Origin of the sequence: Pseudomonas sp. MS646 (assembly GCF_036693845.1) — a bacterium.
GTDB classification, from domain to species: domain Bacteria; phylum Pseudomonadota; class Gammaproteobacteria; order Pseudomonadales; family Pseudomonadaceae; genus Aquipseudomonas; species Aquipseudomonas chlororaphis_E.
Map to the genome: position 1 here is coordinate 266,980 of NZ_CP144763.1, position 26,944 is coordinate 293,923.

A 26,944-nucleotide genomic window follows, 5' to 3' on the forward strand; every position below is an offset into this window, starting at 1 on the left:
GCGTGCACAACCCTGTGGGAGCGGGCTTGCTCGCGAATGGGGCCGCTCGGTCTCAAGGCTTAGACCGGCTTGGCCCCCATCAACCCGGCAATGGCGATAAAACAGACCACACCGAACAGCGCCAGGGCAAAGGTGAACCTGCCGTTGCCCGCCGTCGGTGCCTTGCGCGCTTTGTTCAGCCGTACCAACAGCCAGAACCCCGCCAGCGCCGCCAGGGTGTAGAGCACGCTGGAAGCCAGCAGCCAGGTCTGCCCCAGTGGCCAGCCGACCTGATGCACCATCCACCAGCCGGTAAACGGCAGGCTCGCCAGGGACAGGCCCATCACCAGCCAGACAAACAGCCGAGGGCGTTGCAGCGTGCGCGCCGCAGCCGTGGCATCGCCGTTACGGCGTGTCCGCCAGACCCAGATAGCCAGCCCCAGGACGCCCGCCAGCAGCAGTACCGTGGCAATGACGTGAGCGACTTTCAGGATGGTCAAGGTTTCCATGGTTCGATTTCCTTATGACTTGTCCAGCACAGCTTAGACCCCTCTGTGGCGAGGGAGCTTGCTCCCGCTGGGTCGCGAAGCGGCCCCAAAAAAGCAGTGAGCGCTTCGCACTCAAGCGGGAGCAAGCTCCCTCGCCACAGGTCCACCCAGTCCCCAGTCCAAACCGCGGGATTCACCCCAGAAACAGTTGATACGCCGGGTTATCGCTTTCATCCCAGTACGGGTAACCGATTTCCTCCAGCGCCGCCGGCACCAGATGGCGTTCATCGTGTGGCACCTGTAGCCCCGCGACCACCCGGCCGTCCGCCGCGCCGTGGTTGCGGTAGTGGAACATCGAGATATTCCAGCGCCCGCCCAGCTTGTTGAGGAAGTTGAACAGCGCGCCCGGGCGCTCCGGGAACTCGAAGCGCAGCACCACTTCGTCGATGACATGGGCCGCGTGGCCACCCACCATGTGGCGGATGTGCAACTTGGCCAGTTCGTTGTCGGTCAGGTCCAGCACCGGGAAGCCTTGCGCGGTCAGGCTGGCGATCAGCGCCGTGCGCGGGTCGTTCTCCGGGTGGGTCTGCACGCCAACAAAGATGTGGGCTTCGCTGCCGGTGTTGTAGCGGTAGTTGAATTCGGTGATCTGGCGCTTGCCGATGGCTTCGCAGAAGGCCTTGAAGCTGCCCGGTTTCTCGGGGATGGTCACCGCGATGATCGCTTCGCGACCTTCGCCCAGTTCGGCGCGCTCGGCCACGTGGCGCAAGCGGTCGAAGTTGACGTTGGCGCCGGAGTCGATGGCTACGAGGGTCTGGCCGCTGGTGGCGCGCGTTTCGACGTACTTCTTGATCCCGGCCACGCCCAAGGCGCCGGCAGGTTCGGTGATCGAGCGGGTATCGTCGTAGATATCCTTGATCGCGGCGCAGATCTCGTCGGTGCTGACGGTGATCACCTCATCCACGTAGTGCTTGCAGATATCGAAGGTGTGCTGGCCGATCTGCGCCACGGCGACGCCGTCGGCAAACAGCCCCACCGTTGGCAGCACCACGCGCTCGCCCGCCGCCAGGGCCGCTTGCAGGCAATTGGAGTCGTCCGGCTCGACGCCGATGACCTTGATGTCCGGGCGCAGGTATTTCACGTAGGCGGCGATCCCGGCGATCAGCCCGCCACCGCCCACCGGGACAAATATCGCATCCAGGCGCCCCGGGTGCTGGCGCAGGATTTCCATCGCCACCGTGCCCTGCCCGGCAATGGTATGGGGATCGTCATACGGGTGGATGTAGACGTAGCCCTTTTCGTCGACCAGTTTCAGCGAGTAGGCCAGGGCTTCAGGGAACGAGTCGCCGTGCAGCACCACCTTGCCGCCACGCGAGCGCACGCCCTCGACCTTGATTTCCGGGGTGGTCTTGGGCATCACGATGGTGGCCTTCACGCCCAGCACCTTGGCCGCCAGGGCGAGGCCCTGGGCGTGGTTGCCTGCCGACGCCGTGACCACGCCGCGGGCGCGTTCTTCGTCGCTGAGTTGGGTCAGCTTGTTGTAGGCCCCGCGAATCTTGAACGAGAACACCGGCTGCAAGTCTTCGCGCTTGAGCCAGATGTCGTTGCCCAGCCGTTCGGACAGCTGGCGAGCGGTCTGCAGTGGGGTTTCTACGGCAACGTCGTAAACGCGCGAGGTGAGGATCTTTTTGACGTACTGTTCAAGCATCGGAAAGCATCACTGGGCGGGTTGGGCAGGGCCAAGGAGTCTAACCCGGCTTTTGGCCGGGCGACCATACGAATTAAAGGGTTTCAAGGTACAAGGCCCCCTGTGGCGAGGGCGCTTGCTGTGGCGAGGGAGCTTGCTCCCGCTGGACTGCGAAGCAGGCCCAAGATTCTGCGACGGCTGCGCCATCGAGCGGGAGCAAGCTCCCTCGCCACGGTTTCTACGCCTATAATGCCGGCCTTTCGTTCACTCTCGGCACCTTCGGAGCCCGCATGACCCAGGATCAACTCAAACAGGCCGTGGCCCAGGCCGCCGTCGACCTCATCCTTGCGAAACTGGATGACAAGAGCATCGTCGGGGTCGGCACCGGCTCCACGGCCAATTGCTTCATCGACGCGTTGGCAAAACACAAGGGCGCCTTCGACGGCGCGGTTGCCAGTTCCGAAGCCACCGCTGCGCGGCTCAAGGGGCATGGGATTCCGGTCTACGAGCTCAACACCGTGAGCGACCTGGAGTTCTACATCGACGGCGCCGACGAAAGTGATGCGCACCTGAACCTGATCAAGGGCGGCGGCGCGGCCCTGACGCGCGAGAAAATCGTCGCCGCCGTGGCCAAGACATTCATCTGCATCGCCGATGCCAGCAAACTGGTGCCGGTGCTCGGCGCTTTCCCGCTGCCGGTGGAAGTCATCCCGATGGCTCGCAGCCACGTCGCCCGCCAGTTGGTCAAGCTGGGCGGCGACCCGGTGTACCGCGAAGGCGTGCTGACCGACAACGGCAACATCATCCTGGACGTGCACAACCTGCAGATCACCCACCCGGTAGAGCTGGAACGCCAGATCAACGCCATCGTCGGCGTGGTCACCAATGGCCTGTTCGCGGCGCGTCCGGCGGACGTGCTGTTGCTCGGGACGGCTGAAGGGGTGAAGACCCTCAAGGCTTGATCCGATGTGGTGACTGGCACTCTTGCGGCGAGGGGATTTATCCCCGTTGGGCTGCGAAGCAGCCCTAAAACCTGAGTTGATCGGTGTGCCAGATAGATTGAGTTCGTTGCTTTTGGGGGCTGCTACGCAGCCCAGCGGGGATAAATCCCCTCGCCACAGGATTTTTGATTCTTATCAATCGGGCTGCGGCTTCTTGAACACGTAGAACAGATTCGGCTCACTCACCAGGTAAAGGGTGCCGTCGTCGTCCATGGCGAGGCCTTCGGCCTGGGGTACGGTCTGCTGCAAGCCCTGGCTGCCCTTGCTCAAGGACAGCGTGCTCAGCGGCCGGCCATTGATGTCCAGTTCGATGATCAACCGCGATTCCTCGGACAGCGCCAGCAGATGGCCGCTGCGTTCATCGTATTGCAGGCTCGAAAGGTCGCGCACGAACAGCCCGGCATCACGCTTGGGGTTGTTGATGACATGGACCGCGTAGGACTTTTCTGGATTCTGATGGGGAAACCCATGCACTTCATAAATCAGCATCGGGTCGCGTTCCTTGGCCACGAATAGCCGTTTGCCTACCGAGTCGTAGGCGAGCCCTTCGAACCCCTTGTTGCTGCTCATGTGCACGCCAAGCGTCATCTGCTCGGCGTCGGCGGCGTCGAGGAACCGGGTGTCCTGGTCCAGATGGATCTTGATCAGTCGCTGCTGGCGCTCGTCGGTGATGACGTAAGTATCTTCGCTGATGAATTCCACCGCTTCCGGGTCGCCGAAGCCCACCAGGGCGATGCGCCGCAGGATCCTGCCTTCGAGTGACAGCTCGACCAGCTCCGGTTTCTGATTGGTGACGGTGAACAGGCTCTTGCGTATAGGATCGAAGGTCAGCGCCGAGACATCGTCGGCCAGGCCGTCGATCACCTGCGCTTCGACCGTGACCCGGTACTGGTCCAGCGCAATGGCCTGCTCGTGGGCGGGATTCCAGAAGCTGTTGACGTTGAACCAGGCGCGCTCGAACAGGCGCAGGCGCTGCCCCATTGTGATCGAAGCGATCAGGGCGATGGCCAGCAACATCAGGATCAGAGGTTTGGGACGGGCGAGTCGACGCATGTTGGGGGTGGGCTCGGATAAGAACAGGTGGCTGAAATATCACGACTACCTGAACTGAAGCTTAATGGCCGTGTGCCACACCCTACAGCGAAGGAGGAATAATCCTACAAGGTCAGCGTTGTTTTTCGAAACGATAGAACAGATTCGGTTCGCTGACCATGTACAGGTTGCCGGCCTCGTCGACGGTAACGCCCTCGGCACGCGGTATCGTGTCCTTCAGGCCGTTGAAGCCGCCCAGCAGGGTCATGAAGCTGACCTGCTCGCCTTTTTCGTCCAGCTCCAGCAGCAAGTGGGAGTCGGCCGAAAGCACCAGCATGTGACCGGTGCGAGGGTCGACGGCCAGCGCCGAGAGGTTGCGCAGGTCCAGCTCATTGCTGACATGGATCTGCTTGTCGCCCTTGAGCAGCTGGCTGCCGTCGCTTTTCCAGGTGTACAGCGCCGGCGGGCGTTCTTCACCCAGCACCAGCTGCTGGTTGCGCGGATCCCAGACGATGCCTTCGAAACCCTTGTTCTGGTTTTTCGATGCGCCAAGGTCATAACGAGGGAAGGCGGCGCTGTTCAGCTCGCGGGTGTTGGCATCCACCTGGATGATCGACAGGCTGTGATCGCGTTCATCGGTAATCGCCAGCAGGCCGTTTTCCATGTAGGTCACGCCCTCCGGATTGCTCCAGCCCACCAGCGGCATCTTGCGCAGGACCTCGCCCTGCAGGGTCAGCTCCACCAGGAACGGGTTTTTGCCCATGACGGCGAACAAGGTTTTGGTCTGCGGGTTGTAGGTCACATCGGAGGCTTCGTCCTTCTCCATGCCCGGTAGCGGCTTGGCGTCGATCACGGCATGGTAGTCCGGCAGCCAGACACTCTCCTGGCGCTGGGCCGGGCTTTGGAAGCGTTCCGATAGCCAGAGCAGACCGCGGTCGTCCCAGTGCATCGCGAACGCCAGGCCATAAGCGGCGGCCACGGCCAGCAGTGACCAGGCATACCAGGGCAGGGCAAAGCGAGAGCGGCGGGCGGACTTGGCAGGGGACAGCGCGTGGGGTTTGGCCATGGGGAGAATGCGTTCCAGGAAATTCGGCTAAGGGAATGGCTGGCTCAGATGCCGCATTCGCCGGAATTATCCGGATGGCATGTGAAAAAAACGATAAATCACGGGATGGACTGCTCCCAAATCCTCTGTAGGAGCGAGCTTGCTCGCTCCTACAGAGGATGATGGCAGCTTTTAGCGAACGCAGCTTTCGAAGCGGCTCGCGCCCGGCAATTCCAGGACCAGTTCATCGCCGGCATTCAGCGGCCCGACGCCGGCCGGGGTGCCAGTGAGGATGACGTCGCCGGCCTGCAGCGAGAAGCAGCCGGCCATGTACTGGATCATCGGCACGATGGGGTTGAGCATCAGGCGGCTGTTGCCGTCCTGGCGCACCTCACCGTTGATGGTCAGGCGCACCGGGATGTCGGCCAGGTCGGTAAACGTGCTGCCTGGCACGAACGGGGCGATGACGGCCGCGCCGTCGAACGACTTGGCCACTTCCCATGGCAGGCCCTTGGCCTTGAGCTCGGCCTGCTTGTCCCGAAGGGTCAGGTCCAGGGCCGGGGCGAAGCCGGAGATGGCGTCCAGGATTTCCTCGGCGCTGGGCCGGGTCGACAGCGGCTTGCCGATCAGCACGGCGATCTCCGCCTCGTAGTGCACCGAGCCGCGCTCGGCCGGAATGCTGAACCCGCCCTCCAGCGGCACCACGCAACTGCCCGGCTTGATGAACAACAGCGGTTCGGTGGGCACCGGGTTGTCCAGTTCCTTGGCATGTTCGGCGTAGTTGCGGCCAATGCACACCACTTTGCCCACCGGGAAGTGGATGCGTGTACCGTCGACATACTGGTGCTGATAGCTCATTACCGACTCCTGTTCTGGGATTGGGGTGATTAAAGAGTTCAAACCGCGAAGATCTTGCCCGGGTTCATGATGCCGTTCGGGTCGAAGACCGCCTTCACGGCCTTCATGTATTCGATTTCCACTGGCGAACGACTATAGGCCAGGTAGTCGCGCTTGGTCATGCCCACGCCATGTTCGGCCGATATCGAGCCGTTGTACTTCTCGACGATCTCGAACACCCATTTGTTCACCGTGGCGCACTTGGCGAAGAACTCGTCCTTGCTCAGGTTTTGCGGCTTGAGAATGTTCAGGTGCAGGTTGCCATCGCCGATGTGGCCGTACCAGACGACTTCGAAGTCGGGATAGTGTTTGCCGACGATCGCGTCTATTTCCCTGAGGAAGTCCGGGACTTTGGAGACCGTCACCGAAATGTCGTTCTTGTACGGCGTCCAGTGGGAGATGGTTTCGGAAATGTACTCGCGCAGTTTCCACAGGTTCTGCAACTGGGTTTGACTCTGGCTCATCACGCCGTCCAGCACCCAGCCCTGTTCCACGCAGTGCTCGAAGGTTTCCAGCGCCTGGTTGGCCACGTCTTCGGTGGTGGCTTCGAATTCCAGCAGGGCATAGAACGGGCAATCGGTCTCGAACGGCGCCGGCACGTCACCGCGCCCGAGGATCTTGGCCAGGGCCTTGTCGGAGAAAAATTCGAACGCGGTCAGGTCGAGCTTGCCCTGGAACGCATGCAGCACGGGCATGATCGAGGCGAAGTCCGGCGTGCCGAGCACCATCGCCGTAAGGTTTTTCGGCGCACGGTCCAGGCGCATCGTGGCCTCGACCACGAAGCCGAGCGTGCCTTCGGCGCCGATGAACAACTGGCGCAAATCGTAGCCGGTGGCGTTCTTGATCAGGTCCTTGTTCAGCTCCAGCAGGTCGCCCTTGCCGGTGACGACCTTCATGCCCGCCACCCAGTTGCGGGTCATTCCGTAGCGAATGACCTTGATCCCGCCGGCATTAGTGCCGATGTTGCCACCAATCTGGCTGGAACCGGCCGATGCGAAGTCCACCGGGTAGTACAGCCCGTGTTCCTCGGCCTTGTTCTGCAATTGTTCGGTGATCACGCCCGGCTGGCACACGGCGGTGCGGTCGGTGAGGTTCACGTCGAGGATCTGGTTCATGTAGTCGAACGACACCACCACCTCGCCATGGGCGGCCACGGCGGCGGCGGAAAGCCCGGTGCGCCCGCCCGACGGCACCAGCGCGACCTTGCGGGTATTGGCCCAACGCACGATGGCCTGCACCTGCTCAATGCTCTTGGGAAAGACGATGGCGCTTGGCGCGGGGGCGAAATGACGGGTCCAGTCCTTGCCGTAAGCGTCCAGGGAGTCGGCATCGGTCAGGACCTTGCCCGGCTCGACCAGGGTCTTCAACTCAGCGATCAGTTCAGCAGTAGTCATCGACAGAACTCTCGAACAATTCATGGTCACCCTGAAGACGGTTCACGTCGCAGAATGAGTGTTTGAAGGTCGCATATGCTAGCATACGCCCCCCGCAGAGGCGTTCTAACAGGCCACGCTGCGGGCCGGCGACTACGCCGTGTGGGCAGCCTGACGTTGCCCATTTCCCTGCCATTTTTCTCCGGGACACAGGTTACGCAGATGAGCAAGACTTCTCTCGATAAGAGCAAGATCAAGTTCCTTCTTCTCGAAGGCGTCCACCAATCGGCTGTCGACGTCCTCAAGTCGGCGGGCTACACCAGCATTGAGTACATCACCAGTTCTCTGCCGGAAGCCCAGCTCAAGGAAAAGATCGCCGATGCTCACTTCATCGGCATTCGCTCCCGTACCCAATTGACCGAAGAGATCTTCGACCACGCCAAGAAACTGGTCGCGGTCGGCTGCTTCTGCATCGGCACCAACCAGGTCGACCTCGACGCGGCGCGCGAGCGCGGCATCGCGGTGTTCAACGCACCGTACTCCAACACCCGTTCCGTTGCCGAACTGGTGCTGGCCGAAGCGATCCTGCTGTTGCGCGGTATCCCCGAGAAGAACGCATCCTGCCACCGTGGCGGCTGGATCAAGAGTGCGGCCAACTCCTTTGAAATCCGCGGCAAGAAGCTGGGGATCGTCGGCTACGGCTCGATCGGCACCCAACTGTCGGTCCTGGCCGAGGGCCTGGGCATGCAGGTCTACTTCTACGACACCGTGACCAAGCTGCCGCTGGGCAACGCCACCCAGGTCAATGACCTGCACGAGCTGCTGGGCATGTCCGATATCGTGACCCTGCACGTGCCGGAAACCGCTGCCACCCAGTGGATGATCGGCGAGAAGGAAATCCGCGCCATCAAGAAGGGCGGGATCCTGATCAACGCCGCCCGTGGCACCGTGGTCAGGCTCGAAGCCCTGGCCGAAGCGATCAAGGACAAGCACCTGATCGGCGCCGCCATTGACGTGTTCCCGGTGGAGCCGCGCTCCAACGACGACATCTTCGAAAGCCCGCTGCGTGGCCTGGACAACGTGATCCTGACCCCGCACATCGGTGGCTCCACCGCTGAAGCCCAAGCCAACATCGGCCTGGAAGTGGCGGAAAAACTGGTCAAGTACAGCGACAACGGTACTTCGGTATCGTCCGTGAATTTCCCGGAAGTGGCCCTGCCGGCTCACCCTGGCAAGCACCGCCTGCTGCACATCCACGAGAACATCCCGGGTGTGATGAGCGAGATCAACAAGGTCTTCGCCGAAAACGGCATCAACATTTCCGGTCAGTTCCTGCAGACCAACGAGAAGGTCGGCTACGTCGTGATCGACGTCGATGCCGAATACTCGGACCTGGCGCAAGAGAAGCTGCAGCACATCAAGGGCACCATTCGGTCCCGCGTGCTGTTCTAAGCCGCGAGGCTGGCTGGCAATGAAAAACGGGAGCCCGAAAAGGCTCCCGTTTTTTGTGCCTGATATGATGCTGCACCTGTGGGGGCGGGCTTGCTCCCACAAGGGCCTATGTTCCGTCACCCCAGGCGGTGTTATTTCACGTTTACCGTGATTTTCTTGGAGACAATCGGCGGATCGAACGGCATGTGGCCACTGTCGCCCAGTTCCAGCTGCAAGGTGTGCTTGCCTGGGGCCAGCTTGATGGTGGCCTCGGTCTGCGCCTTGCCGAAGTGCATGTGGTTGGCGTCGGTCGGGATCGGTGCGCCCGCGGCAGGCAATTGGTCGACATCGATCAGCAGATGGTGATGTCCGGTATTCTTGGTCACGTCACCCGCCGGAGCCAGGGCGATACCCTTGACGCCGAACTGGACCTTGAATTCCTGGGCGACAGTGGCTCCGTCGGCCGGGGAAACGATGAATGCTTCTGCGCCCTTGGGTGCAGGGGTTGCGGCGGTTGCCAGCATCGAAGTGCCGAGCAACAGGCCGGCCAACGCGGCACGAGACATAACGCTTTTCATTTTTTTCTCCAGTTTTTTCATGAAATCCGCCCGGTCATGACAACTTCATGACCAATCGTTGTCGAAGCCTGCAACAACCATAGCAAAGCGAGCCTGAAACGAGCGTCGCTTGTATCGATACCAAGGAGTGACCATGCGTTTCCTGCCTGGCCTGATCTGCCTGCTACCCCTTTTGAGCCCTTTGGCCCATGCCGAATTGATCGATGACATCAACGACCGTGGTGAGCTGCGCATCGCCCTGGAGGCCAATACCGCGCCGTTCAACTTCAAGGAAGACGGCAAGCTCACCGGGTTCGAAGTGGAGCTGGGCCAGATGCTCGCCAGTGAACTCGATGTACGCGCCGACTTCGTGGTCACCGATGCTGCGGACCTGCTGACCGGTGTGGAGAGCGGCAAGTACGACGTTGCCATCAACCACATAGCAATGACCCCGGAACTGGCCGAACGTTTCGACACCAGTGCCGCTTACAGTCAACCGGATGCGCAATTGTTGGCGAAAAAGGATGAAACCCAGCGCCCGCTGATGATGGCGCAGTCTTTCCAGCCGGAAGAAAAGAGCGGCCCGGCGCCGCACCTGGTGATCCCCTTCCAGAAAGGCAACCCGGCGTTCAAGGCCAGCCTGGACAACGCCCTGACGCGGATCAAGGATGACGGGCGGCTGGAGCAGTTGTCCCAGAAGTGGTTGGGCAAGCAGCAATAGCGGGGTGAGCGCAGCTTTTGTGGTGAGGATTGCTGGGCTTCAAATCTTGCGCCAGACACTCGCCAACCACGGCTGCTGCTCGCGCGGCCGTCCCGCCGGTCGGTAGTAATGCTCCAGCTCCACGAAGCCGGCGTCGGTGAGCAACGCGCGCCAGGCCGCCAGGTCGTGGTAGGCGCCGAAACGCTGGCCGTTCCAGCCCTCCTGATTCTCGCCCCGGGGGTTGGAGCTGAACAACACGCCGTCAGCCTTGAGGGTGGCGTGCAGTTGCCTGAGCACCCGCGGCAACTCCTGTCGCGGAACGTGAAACAGCACGGCGTTGGCGAAGATCCCGTCGAAGCGTTGCGCCGGCAGGTCGAGTTCCAGGAAGTCCTGTTGCCACACCTCGCAGCCGCTGTCCTGGCGTGCCATGCGGACGAACTCGGCTGAGCCGTCCAGGCCGATCGCGACGTGGCCCAAGGCGGTGAACGCGCGCAAGTCCCGGCCCGGGCCGCAACCCAGGTCCAGGATGTGCAGCGGTGCGCTGGTCCGGATATGGCGCAGCAATGCGTCGATGTTCTGGCTCACATCATGGTCGCGGGTGCCTTCGCGAAAGTCTTCGGCGACGGCGTTGTAGTTGCCCAGGGTGGTGGCGGTGATGGCTTGCAAGTCTTCGGGGGAGTGTTTCATGGTCGTGGGCTTGGGTAGGGAGCGTGGGCGGACTATAGCGCACATCCCCAGCCTGGCCGTTCACTTAAGGACGACACGTGATAAACCTCAAGTGAACAGCACTGCCACAAGGGCCGGCCTGTCAGCGTTTGTTCAGCCCCCGCGCCAGGCGGTCCCCGCCGAGCTGAATCACCGCCACCAGCGCCACCAGCAGAACGATCACCGTGAGCATGATCTGGCTGTCGAAACGCTGGTAGCCGTAACGGTAGGCGATGTCGCCCAGGCCACCGGCACCGATGGCCCCGGCCATCGCCGAGGAGTTGATCATGGTCACCAGGGTGATGGTGAAACCGCCGACGATGCCCGGCAGCGCTTCGGGCAGCAGCACGTGCCAGACAATGTGCCAGCGCCGGCAACCCATGGCCTGGGCCGCCTCGATCAACCCATGGTCGACCTCCCGCAGGCTGACCTCGGCGATGCGGGCGAAGAACGGCGTGGCGGCGATGGTCAACGGCACCACCGCCGCCCAGACGCCGTACGTGGTGCCGACGATCAGCCGGGTGAACGGGATCAGCGCCACCATCAGGATCAGGAACGGGATCGAGCGGAACAGGTTCACGAACGCGCCCAGGGCCTTGTTCAAGGCGGGCGCCTCAAAGATGCCACCCTTGCCGCTGGTCACCAGGATCACCGCCAGCGGTATGCCCGCCAGCAATGCGATCAACGACGACACCCCCACCATCAGGAAGGTGTCGATAAAGCCCTGCAACAACCGATCAAACCACATAGCCCAGCACCTCCACCCGTTGTGCCCAATCGCCTGCCCGTTGCCGCAGTTCCTCGGCGCCCCACGACGAGCCGCTTACCGCCAACAATAATTGCCCCAGCCCGTGGCCCTGGATCCGTTCGATGCCGCCATGGAGCAGCCGCACCCGTCCGCCGAGGGCGCTGAACAAGGCGGCGAGGTCGGGTTCGTCCTGCCCCGTGCCGGTGAACTGCAAGCGCAACACAGTGGCGGCCTCGGCTGAGGCCGGTTGCGCCTGCAAACGGCTTTTCAGTTCGTCGGGCAACGCGTGCTGCAACGGCGCGAGCAGGGTTCGGCTCACCGCGTGTTGCGGGTTGCCGAACACTTCCCAGACCGGTCCCTGCTCGACGATCCGTCCTTGTTCGAGTACCACCACCCGGTCGCAGACTTCGCGAATCACTGCCATTTCGTGGGTGATCAGGACGATGGTCAGGCCCAGGCGCTGGTTGATCTCGCGTAGCAGCCCGAGGATCGACTGGGTCGTCTCCGGGTCCAGGGCCGAGGTGGCTTCGTCGCACAGCAGTATCTGGGGATCATGGACCAGGGCCCGGGCGATCCCGACGCGTTGCTTTTGCCCGCCCGAGAGCTGCGCCGGATAAGCCTGGTGCTTGCCTTGCAGGCCGACCAGCTCAAGCAGCTCACGAACCTTTTGCTCGCGCTGCGCCTTGGGCACGCCGGCCACTTTCAGCGGCAGTTCGACGTTCTGCCACACAGTCTTGGCCGACATCAGATTGAAGTGCTGGAAGATCATGCCGATCCGTCGGCGCAGCTGCACCAACTGGTCTTCATCGAATTGGCCGATGTCCACCTGGTCGATCAGCACTCGCCCGCTGGTGGGCTGCTCAAGGCGATTGATGGTGCGGATCAGCGACGACTTGCCCGCGCCACTGCGGCCGATGATGCCGAACACCTCGCCGCGCTGGATCGCCAGGTCGATGCCTTGCAGGGCGGCCACCGGGCCTTGGGCGCCAGTGTAGGTCTTGCCCAGGCCGATGAAGCGCACGTGTGCGCGGTTCAGGTCCGGGTGCAGTTCGGTCGGGTCGGCGCCCTGGGGCGCGGCGGCTTCCTGTCGGAGCCTGGCGTTGACGGCGTTCATGATCAACCTTCCCAACCGGCCTGGTAGAGCTTGCCGTGGGCCTTGTCGAGGGCGGCACGGACGACGGGCGAATGCTGGTAGATGTCGACGAACTTGATCAGCCGTGGGTCATGCTGGCTCTTGGGCTGGATCACGAACTGAATCACGTATTCCTTGTGGTCCAGGCCGTCGAACAGCAGGGCCGAGCCGGCGTCGAAGGTCTTGGCCAGGCGGATGTAGGCGGGGTAGCCCTGCACCAGGTCGGCGTCATCGTAGGCGCGCACCAGTTGCACGGCCTCGACCTGGAGGATCTTCAGTTTTTTCGGGTTGGCCACGATGTCGTCTTCGGTGGCCTTGTAGCCCACCCCTGGCTTGAGGCTGATCAGCCCGGCCTTGGCCAGCAGTTGCAGGCCGCGACCGCTGTTGATCGGGTCGTTGGCGATGGCGACGCTCGCCCCTTCGGGCAACTCATCGAAGCTTTTGTACTTTTTCGAGTAGAGGCCGACGTTGTTGATAATTCCCGGTGCAAACGGCACCAGGTCAAACCCGGCGGCGGCCTTGGCGTTTTCCAGGAACGGGATGTGCTGGAAGTAGTTCACGTCGATGTCACCGGAGGCCAGGCTGACATTCGGTGCGATCCAGTCGCTGAACTCCACCAGCTCGACTTTCAGGCCTTGCTTGCCAGCCTCTTCGACGGCGGCTTCCAGGGGTATGGCGAAGGCGGCCGTGGTGCCGATCTTCAAGGGAGCATCGGCGGCGAACAGGGCCGAGCTGAACAGGCCGAGGGTCAGGGCCAGGGCTTTGACTGGCGAGGAAAGGGAGTATTTGGTCATAAAGTTCTTCCAGTCATTCATGGTCGGGTGCGTGTTTTTGTGGCGAGGGGATTTATCCCCGCTGGGCTGCGTAGCAGCCCCAAAGCAGTCAACTCCATCAGCCCGGGTGTACCGCGGCGTCAGATTCAAGGACCGCTGCGCGGCCCAACGGGGATAAATCCCCTCGCCACAGGGGTCAGTGTCGGTAGGTCGAACCAGTGTGTTGTTCGGGTAAATGAGCCGCTGCGCGAAACAGCTTTTCGCGCAGGGTGCCCTGGTCGTATTCGGTCTTGTACACACCGCGCTTCTGCAGTTCGGGGATCACCAGGTCGATGAAGTCCGCGTAGCTCTGGGGTGTCACGATGCGGGTCAGGTTGAAGCCATCGAGGCCGGTTTCGGCGATCCACGACTCCAACTCGTCGGCCACCTGCTCGGGCGAGCCGACCACGGTGATGTAGCGCCCGCCCAAAGCGTGCTGTTCGAGCAATTTGCGGCGCGTCCAGTCGTTGTTCTGCAGGGTCTTGGTCGCAGACTGGATGGCGTTGCTTTTCACGTACTGGATCGGCTCGTCCAAGTCGTACTCGGAAAAATCGATCCCTGTGGACGCGGAAAAGTGCGCCACCCCGGCCTCGGCGCTGGCGTAGCTCAGGTACTCGGCATGCTTGGCCCAGGCGGCGGCTTCGGTTTCGCCGACGATCACGTTCAGGCCCATGAACACCTTGATGTCGCCTGGGTTGCGTCCGGCCTCGACAGCGCTGGCGCGGACCTTGTCCACCTGGCGCTTGGTCGCCGGTTTGTTCTGGCCGCTGATGAACACGCATTCGGCATGCCGCCCGGCAAACTGTAGGCCACGCTCCGAACTGCCGGCCTGGAACAGCACCGGTGTGCGCTGGGGCGACGGTTCGCAGAGGTGATAACCCTCGACCTGGTAGAACTCGCCGTGGTGCCGGACCTTGTGCACCTTCTCCGGTTGCGCGTAGATCCGCTGCTCGCGGTCGTTGAGCACTGCATCGTCTTCCCAACTGCCCTCCCACAGTTTGTAGAGCACTTGCAGGTATTCGTCGGCCTGGTCGTAGCGCCGGTCATGTTCGACCTGCGCGCTCAAGCCCATGGCCTTGGCGGCGCTGTCCAGGTAGCCGGTGACGATGTTCCAACCCACCCGGCCGCGACTCAGGTGGTCGAGGGTGCTCATGCGCCGGGCGAACAGGTACGGTGGTTCGTAGGTCAGGTTCGCGGTGAGGCCGAAGCCCAGGTGCCGGGTGACGGCGGCCATCGCCGAGACCAGCAGCAGCGGGTCGTTGACCGGCAACTGGATCGACTCTTTCAGCGTGACGTCCACCGACTGCTGGTAGACGTCATAGACGCCGACGATATCGGCGATGAACAACCCGTCGAAGAGCCCGCGCTCAAGCAACCGCGCCAGGTCGGTCCAGTATTCCAGGGTGTTGTACTGGGTCGAGGTGTCTTGGGGATGGGTCCACAGGCCATGGTTGATGTGCCCGATGCAGTTCATGTTGAACGCATTGAGCAGGATCTTTTTCTTGCCGGCCGCCATCAGATCGTCCCCCGCAATGGCGGCTTCTCGTCGTTGAGATAGAAGTTGCCCACCGCGTGGTACTTCCAGCGCACCGGGTCGTGCAGGGTATGCACGCGGGCATTGCGCCAGTGACGATCGAGGCCGTGTTCGGCGAGTGTCGCCTGGCTGCCGGCCAGTTCGAACAGGGTGCTGCCGGTGGCCAGGGAAATATCGGTGCTGATGGCGCGCGCTTCGGCCACGGCGATCGAGGCAGCGGCGACGGTGTCGGCGTCAGGGGCGGCCTGGGCCTGGTCGAGAAACTCGCCGGCCCGCTCCAGCAGGGCTTCGGCGGCGTGCAGGCGCACGCTCAATTGGCCGAAGCGCTTGAGGGTGAGCGGGTCTTCGGTGGCGACGTCGCTGGTGGCGTCGATCCAGGGCCGGGTCTTGCTGCGGACGAACTGCAAGGCGTCTTCATAGGCCGCACGGGCAATGCCGGTGTCGATGGCGGCGTGGAGAATCTGCGCCAGCGGCCCCACCGGGGTCGGGCGCTCGAAGGCGCTCTGGAACGGCACGATGTCTTCGGCGCCGACGTAAACGTCTTCGAACACCACCGAGCCGCTGCCGGTGGTGCGCTGGCCGAAGCCGCTCCAGTCGTCGATCACCGTCAGGCCCTTGCTGTCGCGAGGCACGAACGCCAGTTGCTGCACACCGTTTTCATCCACCACCGAGGTGGGAATGCGCTGGGCGTAGAGAGCCCCGGTGGCGTAGAACTTGCGGCCGTTGATGCGATACCCCGCGCCGTCACGGCGCAGTTGGGTGGTGCGGTCGTGGGCGGTCTTGGTGCCCAACTCGGCCAGCGCGTTGCCAAAGCGCTGGCCGGCCAGCACCTCGGCGTACAACCGTTGTTTCTGCGCCTCGCTGCCGTTTACCCGCAGCACTTCCAAGGCGTAGTAATGGTTTTGCGGAATCTGTCCGAGAGAGCCGTCGGCCTGGGCGATCAGCGCAATGACCTTGGCCAGGGTGACATTGGAAACCCCGGCGCCGCCGTAGGCCTTCGGTACGCTGATGCCCCACAGACCGGAACGGGAGAAGGCCTCCAGCTCCGGGTGCGGGAGGCGGCGCTCGCGGTCGCGCAGGGCGCTGTCGCGCTTGAAGTCATCGGCCAGGTCGCTGGCCACGATCAGGGCTTGTTCATCGCTGGTGATCACCGCGACGTGTTGGGAAAGCGTCATGTGCTGCTCCAGAAAATCGGCGGGTCAGATCCAGGAATGCCGGGCCGGCAGGGTGCCGTTCAACCGATAGGCGCCGATGGCGTGGTACTTCCAGCGCACCGGATCGTGCAAGGTATGGACGCGTGCGTTGCGCCAGTGGCGGTCGAGGTTGAACTCGGCCAGGGTGGCGCGGCTGCCGGCCAGTTCGAAGAGCTTTTCGCTGGCTTGCAGGGCGATTTCGGTGGTCAAGGCCTTGGCCTCGGCCACGACGATCGAGGCGTGGGCGGCCGATTGCGCGGTGATGGGGGCGGCCGTGACCTGGTCCAGTACCCGTCCGGCCTTGCGCAGCAGTGCTTCGGCCGCGTGCAATTCGATCTTCAGTTTGCCGATGTCGGCGATCACGTAGAGGTCGTCGCTGGCGCGCTCGACCTTGGCATCGATCCAGGGCCGGGCCCGCTCGCGAACGAAGGCGATGGCATCGTCGATGGCGCCCCGGGCGATTCCCGCATCGATCGCGGCCTGGATCAGCTGCGAAATCGCGCCCTGGACGTTCGGCACGTCGTTGATGCGCCAGTTGTCCAGGACGAGTTCGGCATCGACCCGCACATTGTTCAGCAGTACCGTGCCGCTGGCGGTCGTACGCTGGCCAAAGCCCGACCAGTCGTCGACGATGCGCAGGCCCGGTGTGCCGCGCCGTACGAACGCCAGCACCTGCCGGCCCTGGTCATTCAGCGCCTTGACCGCCACCCAATGGGCAAACAGCGCGCCGGTCGAATAGAACTTCTGGCCATTGATGACGTAGTCGTCGCCGTCGGCGGTGATCCGTGCCTTGAGTTCAAGGGTATTGCGAACGCCACGTTCCGGCCCGGCGTTACCGATGCGCGCGCCCTCGAGCACGCTTTGCAGCAATATCTGTTTTTGCCGTTCGGTGCCCGTGCCGAGAATCAGCTGGAGCACGCCGAACTGGTTTTGTGGAATCTGCCCCAAGGCCGGGTCCGCAGCGGAGATGATCGCGAACACCTCGGCGAGGGTGACGAAGGATACCTGTGGGCCGCCGTATGCCCGGGGGATGGCGATGCTGCCCAGGCCACTGCGGGTGAACTGTTCGATTTCCGACCATGGCAGCTTGCGCTGCTGATCGCGGCGCGCGGCCTGCTGGCGGGCGACTTGCGCCAGTTCATGAGCGGCTTTGATCGCTTCGGCATCGTTGCGCAGCACTTGGGCGGGCAGCAACAGCGGGGCGATGTCCAGGTCGCTGTGGACGTTTGCCTGGGCCAGATCCGACATTACAGCCACTCCGTGGCTGCAGGCAGTGCCTTGGCGCACTGCGCTGGGGTGTTTGTGTTCCGTACCATACCCACCTCACCTGTGAAGAAAAAATCAGGAAATGTCCGGTGGTCCGGTTTATATACCCTAAACGCGTATAAATAATTTTCAAACTAACTTTTGGGAATATAAATAGAGAGATTTTTCCAGCGGGCTGTTGTGGCGAGGGGAGTCATCCCCGATGGGGCACGGAGCGGCCCTGAAGTTTTGGGGCCGCTTCGCCCGAGACGTCGGACCGTCCCAGCGGGAGCAAGCTCCCTCGCCACGGATAGATCCATTACCCGCGTATTTCTCAACGTATTTCGCGACTGGGCTCGGCAGCCATGAGCGCCTCTCTCGGCGGGGTTTTCAGGTAGGGATTGGCGCAACCGATCTTCAGTGTCCGTGGTGGCGCCCATTGGGAGTTGTTGCCCACTCGGTCGAGGATGCAGTAGCTCACTTCCAGGCGCAGGTCCTCGCCGGCTTCCAGGATGAGCTGCGGCGGCACCCAGACATTGATCGGCTGGCCGACCTCGTTCGGCTTGATCCGCGGCAGGTCCATGCGTACGTCGCCCCAGCGCAGGGTGATCGCGTCGTCGGGGGCCATGTTCAGGTAGGGTTCGATTGTCAACGGCACGCCGCGTTTGATCTGGCTAGGGTTGACGCCCTTGCGGCGGATGGTCTCGGGGATACGCACCGGCGCCAGGCCCTGGTTTTCATCGCCGCTCAGGGCTGACGGCTGGCCGCCGGGGCAGTCGAGCTTCACCTGTATCCGGCGCGTGGCCGACAGCGCCGGCCCGCGCCCGACCTGCATCACCCGGTAGTGCAGGCACGCGGTGCCGTTGACGATGAAACTCTCCGGCACTCGCAGCGTGACGCTGCTTTGCACGTCCTCCGGCGACAGCAGGCGCGAGCCGACGTAGCAGTTGTCCCAGAACAGTTCGATCAGGTCGCCGGCGTCCATGCCGGGGTAGGGGGCTATGGCGACCTCCAGGCGGGCGGCGCTGGTGATATTGATGCCGGCGGGGTGGGCATTGGCCAGGGTCGGTGCGGCCAGCCCGGGAAGATTCGACGTACAGGTCATGGTGTTCTCCTTGATGCTTAAAACGAAGTCCGTTTCGGGAAGATCAAAGGCGCTTGTGTTCGCGACATACTTTTATGGGCGCTGTCATTGAAGTTAATGACGGTTAATCGCCGTGCAGAATTAAAAAAAGTGTGCCTCGCCTGTGAGACAGGGCACTAGATAAGGGTTCATCAGTTTCAGTGTCAATAGAGGCACTTGCCTAATAAAACATTCAGTCAGGCTTCAGAATGTTCCTACGAACTGAAGTTAGGAATGCTCGACGGAAAATGCACTTTTCCTCGGTTTGTCGTGTTATGAGGCCTGAATGTCGGGGGCTGCGGGTTTCAATGATTGGCAACGGACCGAAGGGGAATATGTCACTGGGATAAGACTGAGCGTCGCGGTGAATCCGCGTGAAAGTTGCAAGTTGTATCGGGTTAATACATTCAGAGACGGTGTGTAATTGTGCGGTTGTCACACTTCCTTCCCTGGAAGTGTGGAGAGGGCGATTAACTTAGTGACTGTCGTGTCCGGCGGAAAGGAACTTGCTGAGGAACTGCCGAGTGCGTTCTTCCCGGGGCGCTGCAAACAAGGCCTTGGCTTCGCCTTGCTCGACGATGACGCCCTTGTCGAAAAACACCACGCGGTTCGCTACGTCGCGGGCAAAACCCATTTCGTGGGTCACGATGACCATGGTGCGGTTTTCTTCGGCCAGGCCGCGAATGGTCGCCAGTACCTCACCCACCAGTTCCGGATCGAGGGCCGAGGTCGGCTCGTCGAACAGGATGACCGCAGGCTCCATCGCCAGCGCCCGGGCAATCGCCACGCGCTGCTGCTGGCCGCCAGACAGGCGCCGTGGGTAGGCGTCTTCCTTGCCGGCCAGGCCGACCTTGGCCAAAAGCTTGCGCCCCAGGGCCTCGGCGTCGGCCCGGGGTGTTTTCTTCACCACGATCGGACCTTCGGTGACGTTTTCCAGGGCGGTACGATGGGGGAAGAGGTTGAAGTTCTGGAACACGAAACCCACCTGCTGGCGCAAACGGCGCACCAGGCCTTGCTGCTGGTTCAGCGGGCGGCTGCCATCGATTTCGATGTCGCCGACCTTGATCCGGCCGCTGCTGGGCTCCTCGAGGAAGTTCAGACAACGCAGGAAGGTGGTCTTGCCCGAGCCGCTGGGGCCGATGATCGCTACCACTTCGCCTTCTTCGATCTTCAGGTCGATGCCGTTGAGCACCAGCTGACCCTTGAACTGCTTCGTCAGTTTTTCCACGACAATCATGGGTCAGGACTCCTGGTCATGCCGATTGACCCGGGCTTCCAGGACGTTCTGCAAGTGCGCGAGCACGCTCGCCAGAATCCAGTAGATCAGCGCGGCGGCAAGGTACATGGTGAAGATTTCGAAGGTTCGCGCGGTAATCAACTGCGCCTGGCGGAACAGCTCCGGCACCTGGATGGTCGCCGCCAGCGCGGTGTCCTTGACCAGGGAAATGAAGCTGTTGCCCAGCGGCGGCAGGGCCGTGCGCGCGGCTTGTGGCAGGATGGCCCGGCGCAGGGTCTGCGCGCGGGTCATGCCGATACTTGCCGCGGCTTCCCACTGGCCGCGCTCGATGGAGCTGATGGCGGCCCGCAGGATTTCACACGCATAGGCCGCCATGTTCAGCGAGAAGCCGATCAGGGCCGCCGGCAGTGGGTCCAGCTCGACGCCCAGTTGCGGCAATCCGTAATAGATCACGAACAACTGCACCAGCAACGGCGTGCCGCGAAAGAACGACACGTAGATGCGGGCGATCCAGCTCACCAGTTTGACGTGCGACAGGCGCATGAGCGCCAGGCCGAAGCCCAGCAGCAAACCGAAGAACATGCCGCCCAGGCTGAGGAAGATCGTGTAGTACGCGCCCTTGAGCAGGAAGGGCGCGGAATCCAGTGCGAGTTGAAGAGCTGCTTCCATTATTGGGTAACGTCAGCGCTGAAGTATTTCTCCGAGAGCTTCTTCAGCGTACCGTCGGCGCGCAGTTTTTCGATGGCCTTGTTCACGGCCGCCAACAGCTCAGGCTCGCCTTTGCGCAGGGCAATGCCGGACTCCTGGCGCGAAAAGGCCTCGCTGGTGACGGTGGTGTCCTTGGCTTTCTTGGCGTATTCCAGCGCGGCCAGGCGGTCGATCAGGATGGTGTCGATACGGCCGACACGCAGGTCCTGGAACTTGGTGGGATCGTCATCGTAGGTCTTGACCTGGGCGCCCGGCACTTCTGCCTTGACCCACTGCTCGTAGTTGGTGCCCAGGCCCACGCCGACTTTCTTGCCGTCCAGGTCCGCAGCCTTCTTGATGTTCAACTCGTCGGCTTTCTTGGTCAGCACCAGTGCCTGGATCCCGGAAACGGTGTACGGCTCGGAGAAGTCGTATTTTTTCTTGCGCTCCTCGGAGATGGTCACCTGGTTGACCACGGCGTCCAGACGCTTGGATTCCAGCGCCGCGAGGATACCGGCCCATGGGGTGGTCTGCAGCTTGACCTTCACGCCCAGCTCCTTGGCCAGGGCCTCGGAGAACTCCACTTCGAAGCCGGTCAGCTTGCCGCTGTCATCGACGAAGCTGAACGGTGGGTAGGTGCCTTCCAGGCCAATCCTGATTTCACCGGCATCCTTGATTTTCTGCAGTTGCTCACCGGCAACCGCTTGCCCCAACAGGCCGGCGCTCAATGCCAGGCCCAGCGAACCTACCAACAGGTTGCGACGTAGTGCGGAAAAATTCATGACAAGCCCCTGTGTTTTCTTATGAAGACATCGATCTGGATGGGAAAGGCGTAGACGCGATCCGAAAAGATTGCCACATCCTGCCCTAAAAGCAGCCCGGACGTCTCGCGGCAAATACGCCTGCGGCGGGACTATAGGGCGGCCCTGTTAGATTGGAAAATAATATTAAATTAAATAAATATATCTATTTGGAATGAGCTCCTGTGGGAGCAAGCTTGCTCCCACAACGGATCTTCAGTAACCCTAAAATGCCCCGTCATAGGCAAACAACGCCGGGGCGCCGCCGGTGTGCAGGAACAGGATCGGACCTTCGTCGAAGCGGTCGCGACCGATGCCGTCGAGCAGGCCGGCCATGGCCTTGCCCGTGTAGACCGGATCGAGCAGCAGGCCTTCGAGACTGGCCAGCAACTTGACCGCCGCCAGTGTCCCGGCGTTGGGCTCGCCGTAGCGGGGGGCGAAGTACTCGTCCCACAGGTTCACCTTGAAGGCCTGCGCAAGCGCCACGCCCAGCAGTTCGGCGGTGCGCTCGGCCAGGCCCTGGACTTTCGGGAACTGGTCTTCTTCGCTGCGCGAAACCGTTACGCCGATGACCGGCAGGCGGGGCAGTGCCTCGCTCAACGCCAGCGCCAGGCCGCTGTGGGTGCCGGCACTGCCCGAGGCCAGTACGACGGCGGCGAAATCGAGCCCGGTGTCGCTGATCTGCCCGGCCAGCTCCAGGCCTGCACGGACGTAGCCCAGCGCGCCCAAGGCGTTCGAACCGCCAATCGGCACCAGGTAAGGTTTTTTCCCGTTGCTGCGCAGGCGAACGGCGAGGGCCTGCAGTTGCTCATCAGCGTTGTCCAGGTTGGCGACCAGCTCGACCTTGGCGTCGAACAATTCCAGCAACAGCCGGTTGCCGTTGCCCAGGTAATTGCTGTCCTCGGTGCCGATCGGGTTTTCCAGCAACGCCACGCAACCCAGGCCCAGTTTCGCGGCCAGGGCGGCGGTCTGGCGCACGTGGTTGGATTGGATCGCGCCGGCGGTGATCAGGGTGTCGGCGCCTTGGGCGATGGCATCGGCCGCCAGGTATTCGAGCTTGCGCAGTTTGTTACCACCCAGCGCCAAGGGTGTCAGGTCGTCGCGCTTGATATAGACGTCGCGCCCGAGCCAAGCGGAGAGACGCTCGAGTTTTTCCAGCGGTGTGGGGTGGCCGAGTAGTTCAAGGCGGTTAAAGCGGGCCAACTGTTGTTTGATCATTGCGCCGTACTGATTGCAGGAGATGCCTGGACTATAGGCATACCGATATTCAGGGGCAATCGCCAATCTGCCCGGTGTGTTGTTCGGGAGCGCTGAACGAATGTAGGTCAATCAGCGTCATACCCTCCCGTAGGCTGGTGTAGGAAACGTGCCGTCGGGCCGTGCGATTAGTCCTTAGCACCCTATTCATGTTTAACTTGAACGTTCATTCAAGTTAAACCGTCGGTTTGCTGCCCGCTCACAACAGGAGGCTTGCCTTTGCCGAGTCCGTTTTCGACCTTCGCTTTTTCGCCCTGCGGGACGCTCCGCCCATGAGCGCCTCGTCCCCTCCTTCCAGCGGCCTGGTCCGCGTGAACCCGCCGGTCTTTTACTTCGCCGCGACCGTCATCCTGCTGTTCGGCCTGGTGGTGATTACCCTGCCCGAGCAGGCCGGCGCCTGGTTGCTGGCGGCGCAGAACTGGGCGGCCAATACGGTCGGCTGGTACTACATGCTGGCGATGACCCTGTACCTGATCTTCGTGGTGGTGACGGCCTTGTCCGGCTACGGCAAGATCAAGCTCGGTGCCGATCACGACGAGCCGGAGTTCAGCTACCTGTCCTGGGCCGGCATGCTGTTCGCCGCCGGGATCAGCATCACGCTGTTTTTCTTCTGCGTCTCCGAGCCGCTGACCCATCTGGTACAACCGCCCCAAGGGGAGGCGGGCACCGCGGATGCGGCGCGCCAGGCCATGCAGATCCTCTTCCTGCACTGGGGCCTGCACGGCTGGGGCGTGTTCGCCTTCGTCGGCATGGCCCTGGCGTACTTCGCCTACCGACACAACTTGCCGCTGGCCCTGCGCTCAGCGCTGTACCCGCTGATCGGCAAACGCATCAACGGCCCCATCGGCTACGCCGTGGACGGCTTCGGCATCATCGCCACGGTGTTCGGCCTCGGCGCGGACATGGGCTTCGGCGTACTGCACCTCAACTCCGGTCTGGATTACCTGTTCGGCATTGCCCACACCCAGTGGATCCAGGTCGGCCTGATCGTGTTGATGATGGGCGCGGCGATCCTCGTGGCGGTGGCCGGCGTCGACAAGGGCGTGCGGGTCATGTCCGACATCAACATGCTGCTGGCCTGTGCGTTGCTGCTGTTCGTCCTGTTCGCCGGCCCGACCCAGCACCTGCTCAATACCCTCATCCAGAACCTGGGGGACTACCTCGGCGCCTTGCCGATGAAGAGTTTCGACCTCTATGCCTACAACAAACCCAGCGACTGGCTGGGCGGCTGGACGGTGTTCTATTGGGCCTGGTGGATCGCCTGGTCGCCGTTCGTGGGGTTGTTCATCGCGCGGATTTCCCGCGGCCGCACCATTCGCGAATTCGTGTTTGGCGTGCTGCTGATTCCCCTGGGCTTCACCCTGGCGTGGATGTCGATTTTCGGCAACAGCGCCATCGACCAGGTGTTGAACCACGGCATGAGTGCCTTGGGCATGTCTGCTCTGGAAAACCCGTCGATGAGCCTTTACCTGCTGCTGCAAACCTACCCCTGGAGCAAGACGGTGATCGCCGTCACCGTGTTCATCAGCTTCGTGTTCTTCGTCACGTCCGCCGACTCCGGCACCGTGGTGCTGTCGACCTTGTCGGCCAAGGGCGGCAGCCCCGACGAAGACGGGCCGAAATGGCTGCGGGTGTTCTGGGGCGCGATGACGGCGCTGGTGACCAGTGCGTTGCTGTTTTCCGGCAGCATCGATGCCCTGAAGTCGGCGGTGGTGCTCACGTCCTTGCCGTTCTCGATGATCCTGCTGTTGATGATGTGGGGGCTGCATAAGGCGTTCTACCTGGAGTCCCAGAAGCAGATCGCGCAGTTGTATTCCCTGGCGCCGGTGTCGGGTGCACGCCGGGGCAAGGGTGGTTGGCGCCAGCGCTTGAGCCAGGCGGTGCACTTCCCGTCTCGGGACGAGGTGTACCGCTTCCTCGACAGCACGGTGCGGCCGGCCGTCGAGGAAGTGAAGGCGGTGTTCGCCGAAAAAGGCCTGGCGGTCGTAACACAGCCAGACCCGGCCAACGACAGTGTCAGCCTGGAAATCGGCCACGGCGAGCAGCATCCGTTCATTTACCAGGTGCAGATGCGTGGCTACTTCACGCCGTCTTTCGCCCGCGGTGGCATGGGGTCCAAGGAGCTCAACAACCGTCGCTACTACCGCGCCGAGGTGCATTTGAGTGAAGGCAGTCAGGATTACGATCTGGTGGGCTACACCAAGGAGCAAGTGATCAACGACATCCTCGACCAGTACGAGCGGCACATGCAGTTTTTGCATTTGGTGCGTTGATCGTCTTCGTGGGGGTGTATCGCGGGATTGCTGTTTTTTGTGGGAGCGGGCTTGCCCGCGAAGGCGGCCTGACAGCCAACCTGACTCTCGCGGTAGCCCCCAATCCAGCGGGTGATCGAACCTGCCCGCGAAGGCGGCGGTTCAGACCAGCCCGCCGTTGGCCCGCAGGATCTGCCCATTCACCCAAGCGGCAGCCGGGCTTACCAGGAAGGCGATGATGTGGGCGATGTCCTCCGGCTGGCCGAGGCGTTCCAGGGGCGGCATCTTGGCGAAGTTCTGGATCTGTTCTTCGCTCTTGCCGTGCAGGAACAGTTCGGTCGCGACCGGGCCGGGGGCGACGGCATTGACTGTGATCTGCCGACCGCGCAGTTCCTTGGCAAACACCTGGGTCAAGGATTCCACCGCAGCCTTGCTGGCGATGTACACCGAGTAGCCGGGCAGGTTCAGGCCCACGGTGCTGCTGGAGAAGTTCACGATCCGCCCACCGTCGTTCAGGCGCGTCGCGGCTTCGCGCAGGGTGTTGAAGGTGCCACGGGTGTTGATGGCGAAGGTCTGCTCGAACAGCTCGTCGCTGTGCTCCACGAGGGGCATTACCTTGAGAATGCCGGCGTTGTTGATCAACACATCGACCTTGCCCAACTGCGCTTCGGCTTCATCGAACATCCGACGCACATCGCTGGCCGAAGACACGTCGGCCTTGATCGCTATGGCTCGGTGACCGGCCTGGCGCAATTGCACGACCAGCTTCGAGGCTTCGGTGGCGCTGCTGGCGAAATTGATCGCCACGGCAAAGCCTTCGCGCGCCAACTGCTTGGCGATTTCGGCGCCGATGCCACGCGAGGCACCGGTGACAATGGCAACTTTGGAGGTTTGGGTCGTCATGGTGAAGGTCCTTTGAAGTGGAGGTGCGTTAGGGTGATGCCAGACTCACATGTTTACTCCGGGCGATAAATATTCGAGAGTTGCCTTGGCTGTTCAATAATCACCAACAATCAGGGCGTGTGGAATGGACCAGGTCAAGGCAATGAAAGTGTTCGTGCGCATCTACGAACGCAGCAGCTTCACCCTGGCGGCCGAAGACTTGAACCTGCCGCGTGCAACGTTGACCCACACCCTCAATCAATTCGAAGCCTGGCTCGGCGTGCGCTTGCTGGAGCGCAGCACCCGCAAGGTGCGGCCGACCCTCGATGGCGAAGCCTACTACCCGCGTTGCGTGCACTTGCTGGCGGAACTCGAAGAGGCCGAGCTGGCGTTTCGCAGCGTAGCGCCCAAGGGACGCCTGCGCGTCGACATGCACGGCACCTTGGCCCGACACTTCGTGATCCCGGCATTGCCGCAGTTCATGGCGCGCTACCCGGACATCGAACTGTCCATCAGCGAGGCCGACCGCTACGTCGACCTGATCGCCGAGGGCGTCGATTGCGTGGTGCGCGCCGGCACGCTGGGGGACTCTTCGTTGATCGGCCGACGCGTCGCCAACCTGCGGCAGATCACCTGTGCCAGCCCCGCCTACCTGCGCCAGTACGGTGAACCGAAGACCCTCGCCGACCTGCGTCACCACCGGGCGGTGAACTACGTCTCGCGGACCACGGCCAAGCTGTACCCCTTTGAGTTCATGGTCGATGGCGAGCTCGAGGAAGTCGCCATTGAAGGCGCGCTCTCGGTATTTGGCGCCGAAATCTACGCCGCCTCGGCCATCGCCGGCCTTGGCCTGATCCAATGCCCACAGTACCGGATGCAGACGCAGATCCAGCAAGGCCTGATCCAGGAAGTCCTGCCCGCCACCCCACCACCGCCCATGCCGGTCTCGGTGCTCTACCCGCACAACCGCCACCTGTCGCCACGGGTTCGGGTGTTTGTGGATTGGTTGGCGCAGGTGTTCGAGGGCGCGCGTTGAAAGGACGGATGGATGAATGGGCGGATAAGATGTGCGCGAACTTTCCACCTGAACGGCGCGTCTGTGAAGTGTCAGCTTCGCCATCCGCCCCCGCCGTTCGCACAAGAGAGC

The 26,944-nt window shown here is 62.4% G+C and carries 25 protein-coding genes; 5 read left to right on the forward strand and 20 right to left on the reverse strand.

Features of this window, described 5'->3' with window-relative positions:
* Positions 1–59: 59 nt before the first annotated feature.
* Together V3H56_RS01100 and ilvA are read right to left on the reverse strand one after the other, a co-directional pair.
* Positions 60–488, reverse strand: a complete 429-nt coding sequence (locus tag V3H56_RS01100; protein ID WP_042732690.1) for a DUF2269 family protein — start codon at positions 486–488, stop codon at positions 60–62.
* Positions 489–660: 172 nt separating this feature from the next.
* A complete protein-coding gene (ilvA, locus tag V3H56_RS01105; RefSeq protein WP_047736228.1) occupies positions 661–2,175 on the reverse strand; it encodes a threonine ammonia-lyase, biosynthetic in 1,515 nt (504 codons plus the stop codon).
* Positions 2,176–2,444: 269 nt separating this feature from the next.
* On the opposite strand from ilvA, the gene rpiA reads away from it, so the two are divergent.
* Complete coding sequence (gene rpiA, locus V3H56_RS01110; RefSeq protein ID WP_047736227.1) at positions 2,445–3,116, forward strand: ribose-5-phosphate isomerase RpiA; 672 nt, start codon at positions 2,445–2,447, stop codon at positions 3,114–3,116.
* Positions 3,117–3,290: 174 nt separating this feature from the next.
* Here the strand turns inward: rpiA and V3H56_RS01115 are convergent, their stop codons facing one another.
* The 4 genes from V3H56_RS01115 to V3H56_RS01130 form a co-directional block, all read right to left on the reverse strand.
* Complete coding sequence (locus V3H56_RS01115) at positions 3,291–4,208, reverse strand: SdiA-regulated domain-containing protein (protein ID WP_338474111.1); 918 nt, start codon at positions 4,206–4,208, stop codon at positions 3,291–3,293.
* A gap of 112 nt (positions 4,209–4,320) precedes the next feature.
* A complete protein-coding gene (locus tag V3H56_RS01120) occupies positions 4,321–5,253 on the reverse strand; it encodes an SdiA-regulated domain-containing protein (protein ID WP_047736225.1) in 933 nt (310 codons plus the stop codon).
* A gap of 171 nt (positions 5,254–5,424) precedes the next feature.
* Positions 5,425–6,090 (reverse strand): fumarylacetoacetate hydrolase family protein, encoded by a 666-nt coding sequence (locus V3H56_RS01125; protein WP_042731436.1) that lies wholly within the window; start codon positions 6,088–6,090, stop codon positions 5,425–5,427.
* 38 nt (positions 6,091–6,128) lie between these two features.
* Positions 6,129–7,523, reverse strand: coding sequence for an FAD-binding oxidoreductase (locus V3H56_RS01130; RefSeq protein ID WP_042731435.1), 1,395 nt, complete (start codon positions 7,521–7,523; stop codon positions 6,129–6,131).
* 201 nt (positions 7,524–7,724) lie between these two features.
* On the opposite strand from V3H56_RS01130, the gene serA reads away from it, so the two are divergent.
* Positions 7,725–8,954, forward strand: a complete 1,230-nt coding sequence (gene serA, locus V3H56_RS01135; protein ID WP_042731434.1) for a phosphoglycerate dehydrogenase — start codon at positions 7,725–7,727, stop codon at positions 8,952–8,954.
* A gap of 131 nt (positions 8,955–9,085) precedes the next feature.
* Here serA and V3H56_RS01140 read toward each other — a convergent pair whose 3' ends face one another.
* Positions 9,086–9,511, reverse strand: a complete 426-nt coding sequence (locus tag V3H56_RS01140) for a DUF4399 domain-containing protein (RefSeq protein ID WP_042731433.1) — start codon at positions 9,509–9,511, stop codon at positions 9,086–9,088.
* 133 nt (positions 9,512–9,644) lie between these two features.
* On the opposite strand from V3H56_RS01140, the gene V3H56_RS01145 reads away from it, so the two are divergent.
* Complete coding sequence (locus tag V3H56_RS01145; RefSeq protein WP_042731432.1) at positions 9,645–10,211, forward strand: transporter substrate-binding domain-containing protein; 567 nt, start codon at positions 9,645–9,647, stop codon at positions 10,209–10,211.
* Positions 10,212–10,250: 39 nt separating this feature from the next.
* Here the strand turns inward: V3H56_RS01145 and V3H56_RS01150 are convergent, their stop codons facing one another.
* The 12 genes from V3H56_RS01150 to V3H56_RS01205 form a co-directional block, all read right to left on the reverse strand.
* On the reverse strand, positions 10,251–10,877 hold the full coding sequence (locus V3H56_RS01150) for a class I SAM-dependent methyltransferase (protein WP_042731431.1): 627 nt from the start codon (positions 10,875–10,877) through the stop codon (positions 10,251–10,253).
* Between the two features lie 121 nt (positions 10,878–10,998).
* Positions 10,999–11,643: a methionine ABC transporter permease gene (locus V3H56_RS01155; protein ID WP_042731430.1), complete on the reverse strand. Its 645-nt coding sequence runs from the start codon at positions 11,641–11,643 to the stop codon at positions 10,999–11,001.
* The gene (locus tag V3H56_RS01160; RefSeq protein WP_123578509.1) at positions 11,633–12,757 is read right to left on the reverse strand and encodes an ATP-binding cassette domain-containing protein; all 1,125 of its coding nucleotides are present in this window, start codon (positions 12,755–12,757) and stop codon (positions 11,633–11,635) included. The genes V3H56_RS01155 and V3H56_RS01160 overlap by 11 nt, the downstream gene beginning before the upstream one ends.
* Positions 12,758–12,759: 2 nt before the next feature.
* The gene (locus V3H56_RS01165) at positions 12,760–13,569 is read right to left on the reverse strand and encodes a MetQ/NlpA family ABC transporter substrate-binding protein (RefSeq protein ID WP_042731428.1); all 810 of its coding nucleotides are present in this window, start codon (positions 13,567–13,569) and stop codon (positions 12,760–12,762) included.
* A gap of 175 nt (positions 13,570–13,744) precedes the next feature.
* A complete protein-coding gene (locus V3H56_RS01170; protein ID WP_338474112.1) occupies positions 13,745–15,103 on the reverse strand; it encodes an LLM class flavin-dependent oxidoreductase in 1,359 nt (452 codons plus the stop codon).
* Complete coding sequence (locus V3H56_RS01175; protein WP_338474113.1) at positions 15,103–16,296, reverse strand: SfnB family sulfur acquisition oxidoreductase; 1,194 nt, start codon at positions 16,294–16,296, stop codon at positions 15,103–15,105. The genes V3H56_RS01170 and V3H56_RS01175 overlap by 1 nt, the downstream gene beginning before the upstream one ends.
* Before the next feature lie 24 nt (positions 16,297–16,320).
* Positions 16,321–17,562: an SfnB family sulfur acquisition oxidoreductase gene (locus V3H56_RS01180; RefSeq protein ID WP_123578511.1), complete on the reverse strand. Its 1,242-nt coding sequence runs from the start codon at positions 17,560–17,562 to the stop codon at positions 16,321–16,323.
* 331 nt (positions 17,563–17,893) lie between these two features.
* Complete coding sequence (locus V3H56_RS01185) at positions 17,894–18,664, reverse strand: hypothetical protein (RefSeq protein ID WP_042731574.1); 771 nt, start codon at positions 18,662–18,664, stop codon at positions 17,894–17,896.
* Between the two features lie 493 nt (positions 18,665–19,157).
* Positions 19,158–19,919, reverse strand: coding sequence for an L-cystine ABC transporter ATP-binding protein TcyN (tcyN, locus tag V3H56_RS01190; RefSeq protein WP_338474114.1), 762 nt, complete (start codon positions 19,917–19,919; stop codon positions 19,158–19,160).
* Between the two features lie 3 nt (positions 19,920–19,922).
* Entirely contained in the window at positions 19,923–20,588 is a 666-nt protein-coding gene (gene tcyL / locus V3H56_RS01195; protein WP_042731572.1) for a cystine ABC transporter permease, read from the reverse strand.
* Positions 20,588–21,388 carry a cystine ABC transporter substrate-binding protein gene (tcyJ, locus tag V3H56_RS01200; protein ID WP_338474115.1) on the reverse strand — a complete coding sequence of 267 codons (801 nt, stop codon included), beginning with the start codon at positions 21,386–21,388 and terminating at the stop codon, positions 20,588–20,590. Before tcyJ ends, tcyL begins: the two co-directional genes overlap by 1 nt.
* Positions 21,389–21,631: 243 nt before the next feature.
* Complete coding sequence (locus V3H56_RS01205; protein WP_338474116.1) at positions 21,632–22,624, reverse strand: D-cysteine desulfhydrase; 993 nt, start codon at positions 22,622–22,624, stop codon at positions 21,632–21,634.
* 350 nt (positions 22,625–22,974) lie between these two features.
* Here V3H56_RS01205 and betT point away from each other — a divergent pair, with 350 nt between their 5' ends.
* Positions 22,975–24,936, forward strand: coding sequence for a choline transporter BetT (gene betT, locus V3H56_RS01210; protein ID WP_185057646.1), 1,962 nt, complete (start codon positions 22,975–22,977; stop codon positions 24,934–24,936).
* A 141-nt stretch (positions 24,937–25,077) separates the two neighbouring features.
* Here betT and V3H56_RS01215 read toward each other — a convergent pair whose 3' ends face one another.
* Positions 25,078–25,818, reverse strand: coding sequence for an SDR family oxidoreductase (locus tag V3H56_RS01215; protein ID WP_042731569.1), 741 nt, complete (start codon positions 25,816–25,818; stop codon positions 25,078–25,080).
* Positions 25,819–25,942: 124 nt separating this feature from the next.
* On the opposite strand from V3H56_RS01215, the gene V3H56_RS01220 reads away from it, so the two are divergent.
* Positions 25,943–26,833, forward strand: a complete 891-nt coding sequence (locus V3H56_RS01220; protein WP_053148812.1) for a LysR family transcriptional regulator — start codon at positions 25,943–25,945, stop codon at positions 26,831–26,833.
* The last annotated feature ends 111 nt before the right edge of the window (positions 26,834–26,944 follow it).